This is a genomic window from Actinotalea ferrariae, assembly GCF_019733465.1.
GTDB lineage: Bacteria > Actinomycetota > Actinomycetes > Actinomycetales > Cellulomonadaceae > Actinotalea > Actinotalea ferrariae_A.
This window is the reverse complement of the sequence record NZ_JACVQL010000329.1, coordinates 1-4,602: the sequence shown is the minus strand read 5'-3', so window position 1 is coordinate 4,602 and position 4,602 is coordinate 1. Positions and strand designations below refer to the sequence as shown.

Genomic DNA, 4,602 nt, shown 5'->3' with positions numbered 1-4,602 from the left:
ATTCCGGCCGGCCCTCCGGCGCCCGCCGTCGGCCCGGCCGGCGTCCCCGCGGCCGGGACCTCCGCGGCCAGCGCCTCGACGGCGGCCCGCTGCAGGTCAGCGACCAGGACCTCCGTGCTCGGGTACGGGCTCGCGGCGAGCGTGAGCGACTCCGTCGTCGTCCACCGGCTCGTGACGCGGCCGGTCGCGAGGGCCAGCTCGCCGAGCAGGAGCTCGCGCACGCCGGCCGGGTGACGCAGCGCCTGCTCGCCAGCCGTGGTGAGCACGCGCAGGCCGACCGGGTGCCGGCCGTCCTTGCGTCGGTCCCCCGCCACGAGGGCCGGGTACCCGTGCACGGTGACGCCGGCCGACGTCGTCGTCACGACCTCGGCCAGCCGGCCGTCCGGGAGGTCGTCGGGCCAGGTGGTGAGCGCCTGACGCTCGAGCTGCGGGGCCGCTCCGCCGACCGGCTGGTCTCCTCGTGGCCCATCCCCGTCACGCCGGCGCTCACCGCCAGGTCCGCGCGCCCCGCTCTGCCCACGCTCACTGTCCGGTCCGCGCGCCTCGCCCCGTGCGGACGCCCCGCCTGGCTGCCCGGGGCCGGTGCTCCCTGCGACGCCCCGCCCGGTGCCGTCGTCGGGCGTGCGGGCACCACCCTCGGGTGCCGTTGACTCGCGGACCGCCTGGCGGACGGCGTCGCGGACCGCGCTGCGCACCGCGTCCTCGGAGCGCGCGGCCAGGCGCCGCTGGAGCGCGACGAGGTCGGAGCCCTCCTCGAGCTCGACGGTGGAGCGGCCGCGCTGCTCGACGACGCGGAAGCGCATGCGCAGGTGCGCGGGCAGGCGGCTCGTGTCCCAGGCGTCGTCGGGCACGTCGACGTCGCGGAGCTCCCGGACGGCGCGGCCGAGCACCGTCGTGAAGGACGGCGCCGCGTCGGCCGCCCGGACCGTGTCCTCCCAGGACGGCTGCGTCTCGCGCAGCCACGCCACGACGGCGCGCGCGACGTCCGGCGCCGGTACCAGCTGGACCCGGATCGGCTTGGGGAGCGCGCGGACGAGCGCGACGACGAGCTCCTCGTGCAGCCCGGGCACCAGCCAGTCGAAGCCCTCGGGCCGCACGCGCGGCAGGACCGTCACGGGGATGTGCACCGTGACGCCGTCGGACTCGGTGCCCGGCTCGAACTGGTACGTCAGCGGCAGGCGCAGGTCCGCCTGCGGCCAGACGGACGGGAACGCGTCCTCGTCGACCGCGGCGTCGCCGACGAGCAGCTCCATCGAGTAGGTGAGCAGCTCGGGGTCCCGGCGGCGGGCGCCCTTCCACCACTGGTCGAAGTGGCGCGCCGAGACGACGTCGGCCGGCAGGCGCTCGTCGTAGAAGGCGAACAGGGCGTCGTCGTCCACGACGAGGCCGCGGCGGCGCGAGCGGTGCTCGACCTGCTCGGCCTCCGCGAGCAGCCGCCGGTTGTCGTGGAAGAAGGCGTGGTGGGTGGTCCACTCGCCCTGCACGAGGGCGTGCCGGATGAAGAGCTCGCGCGCGTGCTCGGGGTCGACCTTGGCGAACAGCACGCGGCGGCCGGCCACGATCGGCACGCCGTAGAGGAGCACGCGCTCGGTCGCCATCGCGGCGCCCTGCTTGGTGGACCAGGCGGGGTCCGAGTACGTGCGCTTGACCAGGTGCGGGGCCAGCTCCTCGGCCCACTCGGGGGCGATGCGCGCGACGTCCCGCGCCCACAGCCGCGACGTCTCGACGAGCTCGCCGGCCATGATCCACGCGGGGGGCTTCCGCGACAGCGGCGAGCCGGGGAAGATCGCAAACCGAGCCCCGCGCGCGCCGAGGTACTCGTTGCGCGCCTGCGGCCGCCGTCCGGCGGGCCGGCCGTCGCGGCCCTTGGCGGGCGCATTCGCGCGCACCTCGGTGACCTCCTGCATGCCGACCTGCGACAGCAGCCCGGACAGCAGCGCCTGGTGGATGCGGTCGCCGTCCCACGCGAGGCGCAGGGACTCGGGCGCCTCCTCGGGCTCTCTCGCCTCGACGACCGCCTCGCCCCGCGCCGACCTGCGACGTTGCTCGAGCGACGCGTCGACCTTCGCCTGCTGCGTCGTCGGCGCGGTGCGTGCCGGGAGGGCCGCGGGCCGGACCGGCGGCCGGACGACGATGCCGAGCGGCTTGGCCATCTCGCGCAGCTGCGTCACGACGTCCTGCCACTCGCGCAGCCGCAGGTAGTTGAGGTGCTCGGCGCGGCACATCCGGCGGAACGCGCTGCCGGAGAGCTCGCGCTGCTGGTCGCGGACGTAGGTCCACAGGTTGAGGTAGGTGAGGAAGTCCGACGTCGGGTCCGCGAACCGTCCGTGCAGCTGGTCGGCCTGGGGCCGCTGCTCGGCGGGTCGCTCGCGCGGGTCCTGGATCGAGAGCGCGGCGGCGATGATCATCACCTCGCGCGCGACGTCGCGCCGGCCCCCCTCGACGATCATGCGCGCGAGGCGCGGGTCCATGGGCAGCAGGGCGAGCGCGCGGCCGACGTCGGTCAGGCGCGTGCCCTCGCTCGCGGGCGTGAGCGCGCCGAGCTCGGTGAGCAGCTGGACGCCGTCGCGCACGGCACGGACGTCCGGCGGCTCGACGAACGGGAACTTCGCGACGTCGTCGGGCGTGCTCGCGACGCCGACGGCGACCATCTGCAGGATCACCGACGCGAGCGAGGTCCGCAGGATCTCCGGCTCGGTGAACTCGGGCCGCGAGGCGAAGTCGGTCGGCGAGTAGAGCCGGATCGCGATGCCGTCGGCGACGCGGCCGCAGCGGCCCGAGCGCTGGTTGGCGCTCGCCTGGGAGATCGGCTCGATCGGGAGCCGCTGCACCTTGGTCGCCTTGGAGAACCGCGAGATGCGCGCGGTGCCGGGGTCGACGACGTACCGCACGCCCGGGACGGTCAGCGACGTCTCCGCGACGTTGGTCGAGAGCACGACGCGGCGGTGCTGGTGCGGCTCGAAGACCCGGTGCTGCTCGGCCGCGGACAGGCGGCTGTAGAGGGGGAGGAGCTCGATCGAGCCCGGCACCTGGGGGCCGCGCCCGTCGGAGGCGTTGCCGAGCGCGCGCGGGCCGAGGTGGGCCGCGAGGGCATCCTCGGCGTCGCGGATCTCACGCTCGCCCGAGAGGAACACGAGGATGTCGCCGGGGCCCTCGGCGCACAGCTCGTCGACCGCCTCGCAGATGGCGGTCATGAGGTCGCGTTCCTCGACGTCCGTCCGACGGCCGGGCGTGCGCTTGAGCGGTGCGTCCGGGAGGTCGAGGTCGTCGTCCTCGCCGGTGGCGCGGAGGTCGTCCGGGTCGTCGGGCCGCAGCGGCCGGTACCGCACCTCGACCGGGTAGGTACGCCCGCTGACCTCGATCACCGGCGCGGGGACGCCCTCGGGGTGCTCGGGCGTCGGCGGTCCGGCGAAGTGGCGCGCGAACCGCTGCGAGTCGATGGTCGCCGAGGTGATGACGACCTTGAGGTCGGGACGCTTCGGCAGCAGGCGCGTGAGGTAGCCGAGGATGAAGTCGATGTTGAGCGAGCGCTCGTGCGCCTCGTCGATGATCAGCGTGTCGTAGGCGAGCAGCTGCGGGTCGCGCTGGATCTGGGCGAGCAGGATGCCGTCGGTCATGACCTTGACCAGCGTCTCCTCCGACGACTGGTCGGTGAAGCGGACCTGGTAGCCGACGATCGAGCCGAGGGCGCCGGCGCCGCCGGTGATCTCCTCGCTGATGCGCTCCGCGACCGACCGCGCCGCGATCCGGCGGGGCTGCGTGTGGCCGATCTGGCCCTCGCGCCCTCGGCCCAGCTCGAGCGCGATCTTCGGCAGCTGCGTCGTCTTCCCGGAGCCCGTCTCGCCCGCGACGATGACGACCTGGTGGTCGCGGATCGCCGCCGCGATGTCCTCGCGGCGCGCGGAGACCGGCAGCTGCTCGGGATAGGTGATCGGCGGCACGACGACGTCGCGCCGCGCCTCGGTGCGCCGTGCGCGGCGCTCGGTCTCGCGGGTCGCGTCGTGCACGGCGCGCGGCCCGGTGTCGCGGCCCCGGTCCTGGGAGCCGTCGCGCGGACGGTCCGGCCGGTTGCCGCGACGCCCGCGGGGTCGGCGAGAGCCGGACCGGGGCCGGTCCGGGGCCGACCGCTCGGGCTCCTCGCTCACGACGGACCATTCTCCCCGACGTCGCGCGCGTCCGCCCCCGAGTTCTGCCGCACGCGTGCGACCGACGAGACACCGTGATGCCGATCGTGTCGGTGAGGTCGCGACACAGCGTCGGGATCACGCCGCCCGGGCGCCTGGCCCGCCCGCACCGATCAGCGCCCGCGCGCTCGCATCGCCCGGCGATCAGCGCCCGCCGCGCTCGCATCGCTCGGCGATCAGCGCCCGCCGCTCGCATCGGCGCGCTCCCACGCCTTGCCGCCCCTCGCCGGACCGGCTGCCGGCTGCGAGACTCGCTGGGTGAGTCAGGGCCCCACGGACTGGGTGAGCGGCGAGCGCGTGTTCGCGCCGCCGAGCGGCACCGTGGACGTCGACTGGCTCGTGCCCGCCGTCCTCGAGGCGGCGCCCGAGGCCGACCCGGCGTCCGCTCGCGCGGCGCTCGCCCGGGCGTGGGCCGCCC

The 4,602-nt window shown here is 75.7% G+C and carries 1 protein-coding gene; it reads right to left on the bottom strand.

What is annotated here, in order from left to right:
* Window positions 1–4,145, bottom strand: a 4,145-nt coding sequence (hrpA, locus tag ICW40_RS19110; protein ID WP_221655576.1) for an ATP-dependent RNA helicase HrpA, incomplete at its 3' end; no start/stop codon positions are given.
* Window positions 4,146–4,602 lie beyond the last annotated feature (457 nt).